Below are 3,252 nucleotides of genomic sequence, written 5' to 3'. Positions count from 1 at the left end.
AATCCCCATACACCGCGTCCCAGTTCAAGAAAGCTGATTACGCGGCAAGCACGTAATCAATCCTGATTCCTTTACCTTGATCGAGCTCCTCGTCGTGATTGCGATCATCGCGATCCTGGCCGGGATGCTGCTGCCCGCATTGAACCAGGCGCGGGAACGCGGGAGGGCCGCGAACTGCATCAACAACTTGAAGCAGCTTGGAGTCGGCAACGTCTTCTATGCTGATGCCTATGATGATTACGTGGTGTTGCGCAACGGCCCTTATGAGCAATCTTATTTCTGTCCCGGCGGGCCGAAGGAGGCTTACTGGTACGAGATGCTCTATTCGTTCGTCGTCGGTTCGCCGATGGCTTCCAGCACCGAGGAGTTCAACAACTTCAAGGAGATGCACAAGAGCTTCGTATGCAGTTCCGTGCAGGAACAGTACGAGGTCTCCGGGAAAAAGACGACGACTTACGGAATAAACGGACGAATCGGATCGGTTTACGGAACTGTTTTTGAGCAGGCGTACCGGCCGCGCAAACTTTCGGCCTGCCGTCGTCCTTCGGCAAAAGCTGTTTTCTGCGACGCCAAGAATCCCGGTGCCTATTTCTTCGAAGCGGGCAACTCCGATACGGCCGTCTGGGGGAACGCGCACAACAAAATGGACAACGTCGTCTTTGCTGACGGTCATGCCGCGGCGGTGAACGCCCGGGGCATGAACGCGGACGATTTCGAGAAGGATTTCGTTCTGGGCGAGTGGTGATTTGCCGGGACGGGCGGGAGACACAGGGGCGATAAGAATGAATTTTTGTATTCGACTGGGGATGGGAATTCTGCTGCTTGGCGTGTTTCTGCTGCATGCGGCGGAGATCGACGTGACTCGATTCGGGGCGCGCGGCGACGGCGTCGCGGATGATTCCGCCGCCATTCGGGCAGCGGTTGCTGAGTTGAAGAAAAACGGCGGCGGGACGCTCCGGTTTCCCGCCGGACGTTACCGCATTGCGACGCCGGGACCCGGCGGCATTTTTCTTGACGGGATTTCGAATGCAGTGATTTGTTTTGATCCGGAGGCGGTTCTGCTTATGGACAATCTTCTGCCGGACGGTTCCGGCGGCGGGCACGGTGTGACGGTACGCGGCCCCGCCCGGAACATTGAACTGCGCAACGTGAAGGTCGTCTGGAAAAACAAACCGAAAGTCCGCAGCAACGGCGACGGGTTCCGTTTGGGATATCCTGATCCTCTGCGTACTCTCGCTCAGATCCGCATGGTGAATTGTGAAGTCGGGAAGAGCGCTCAGACCGGTGCGGTTTTCATGGGGTGCAGCAATGTGACCGTCCGCGACTTCACAGTGCGTGAAAGCTGGGCGGACGGTCTCCATTTCAATGCCTGCTCCAATATCGAGGTCGATGGCGTCACCGGAATCCGGACCGGTGATGACGCACTGGCGTTTGTCACCTATTATGCTGAGAAGTTCGAAGGGGAGACCGGTACGGTCTTTTCGCTGCCGGAACTCGGCGCGTGGAGCAATTCCGGCGCGAGCGCGAAGCGGATTCGCGTTCAGGGCGGCAATGCGAACGGGATTCGTATCGCAGGATCGAAGTTCATTTCGATTTCGGATGTCGAGGTTGAGGATAAAGTCGGATGTGGAATCATCATCGATGCCGGGCCGCTCACAGCAGTCAATCACTGGCAGTACCTCGCAAGCCGGGATATCTCCATCCGCGATGTTACCGTGAAAGGGAGCAATACGGGATTGTATATCATGCAGTTCGATCCGGTTACTGACAACCCGGCCTTCAGCCGGTTCGATGTTCAATGCGTGACGTTTCGCATTGAGAACTGCAGCAATGACAGCGTACACCTGAGCGGCGTATCCGGGGTGCGACTCCGGGATTTCGTCACCTCCGGCTGCCGCTGGCGGTTCCGCACTTTTACCGACTGTCGGGTTGACAACGCGACGATCGACGCAGGAACTTTTCTGTTGATCGGCAGGGATGAGACTGGCGATCCGGCTCGACTCGGGGAGCTTCGCAACAGCGATTCCCGGATCACCGGCGTGCGCATCCGGAACGGGAATCTTGTCATTCAGCGCTGCCGAAATTTCGAGGCGCAGGATGTCGGCATTTCCGGATCCGGGGGGAGCGCTCTCACACTGTTTCAGACACTGGACTCCCGGATCTCCCGGTTGAAGATCAAGGACGCAAATCTTTCCGGTTCCGTGCCGTTTGCAATACAGGTCCTTCAGAGTCGCGGAATTCATTTTGAAGATGTCGACGTGACCGGTTCCGGCTCGCTGAAAGCGGCGTTCGAACTCGGAGGCGGGGATGACAGATTCACCACCGACCGCATCTCCATCGGAGGCCTGCAACTGGTTCCGTCCTCCATTCCGCCGGTTTTCGCGCAGAGCGGTCCGTATGGGGTGAAGAATTGGAAATTCGGTCCTTCGGACGGCAGCTTGTCTCCCCGATGAGAGCCTTCCGACGCAATGAGCCGTAATTGACAGGAACTCTTCAGCCGGATCTGGCCGATGTCGACCCGGGTTCCGTAACCGGAATGGCGTGTTTGGGGCGGACAGAATGCGGGTGTTCATCGATTCCCCGGCGCATGAAAGAGTTTTCCGTCTTCCCCAGGGAGCTTTCTTCCCGACCAAGGTGAAATCATCCTCCGGGCCGATCACTCCGGCAGACAACGTGAATTGGTTTCACCCGCTTGCATCCGGCAGGCCGGGCCGGGCCTGGAGCGATTCGGAATCGGAATCCATACGATCTCCGGTTCCTTTCAACCAGCCGGATTCCGTGTCAGAAAGAAGAATCCGGCACTCTTCCATAGACACAAATGCCGGGACGAAACGAAGGTCCGTTCCGTCCCGGCATTGCAATTCCTGCAGATGCAGAGATTATTTGACGATCAGACCGTCGCCGTAAACGAGGCTCTCGATGGAGATGCCGTAGAAGGTGCTGTAGTAAACGCTCTTGCTGTTCTCTCCGGAAGTCGGAGTGCGCAGCGATCCGCATCCGGTCACGGCACACAGCAGACCAGCAGCGGCGGCGAGAATGAGAAACTTCTTCATAATACTTTTCCTTTCCCTTTGGATGATGAGTTGCGAGTACCATGCGGCACTCTCGATAGGATAGAATATATCCCGCTTCAGGAAAAAGTCAAATAATGTGGATTTTTTATCCGGTCAAGATGCAATCAAAACCACCGGCTAAGCCGGTGGTATGCACCACGCCTTCAAGGCGATATTGCCGGCAGCCCGACACGGGCTC

Annotated in this window: 3 protein-coding genes; 2 read left to right on the top strand and 1 reads right to left on the bottom strand. The window is 56.8% G+C overall.

The features are described from left to right. The first annotated feature begins 55 nt into the window (after positions 1-55). Both Q0K10_RS15510 and Q0K10_RS15505 read left to right on the top strand, forming a co-directional pair. Entirely contained in the window at positions 56-745 is a 690-nt protein-coding gene (locus tag Q0K10_RS15510; RefSeq protein WP_294509060.1) for a type II secretion system protein, read from the top strand. 37 nt (positions 746-782) lie between these two features. Then, on the top strand, positions 783-2,453 hold the full coding sequence (locus Q0K10_RS15505) for a glycosyl hydrolase family 28-related protein (RefSeq protein WP_294509057.1): 1,671 nt from the start codon (positions 783-785) through the stop codon (positions 2,451-2,453). 426 nt (positions 2,454-2,879) lie between these two features. On the opposite strand, the gene Q0K10_RS15500 is transcribed toward Q0K10_RS15505, so the two are convergent. Then, positions 2,880-3,053, bottom strand: coding sequence for a hypothetical protein (locus tag Q0K10_RS15500; RefSeq protein WP_294509054.1), 174 nt, complete (start codon positions 3,051-3,053; stop codon positions 2,880-2,882). Between the last annotated feature and the right edge of the window lie 199 nt (positions 3,054-3,252).

Source organism: uncultured Victivallis sp. (assembly GCF_944391105.1).
In the GTDB taxonomy this organism is placed as follows: Bacteria; Verrucomicrobiota; Lentisphaeria; order Victivallales; family Victivallaceae; genus Victivallis.
This window is presented reverse-complemented; position numbering and strand designations above follow the sequence as displayed.

Excerpts from the sequence above, each read along its gene's own strand:
- Q0K10_RS15505 (WP_294509057.1), top strand. The coding sequence starts at position 783 with ATGAATTTTTGTATTCGACTGGGGATGGGAATTCTGCTGCTTGGCGTG.
- Q0K10_RS15500 (WP_294509054.1), bottom strand. The coding sequence starts at position 3,053 with ATGAAGAAGTTTCTCATTCTCGCCGCCGCTGCTGGTCTGCTGTGTGCC.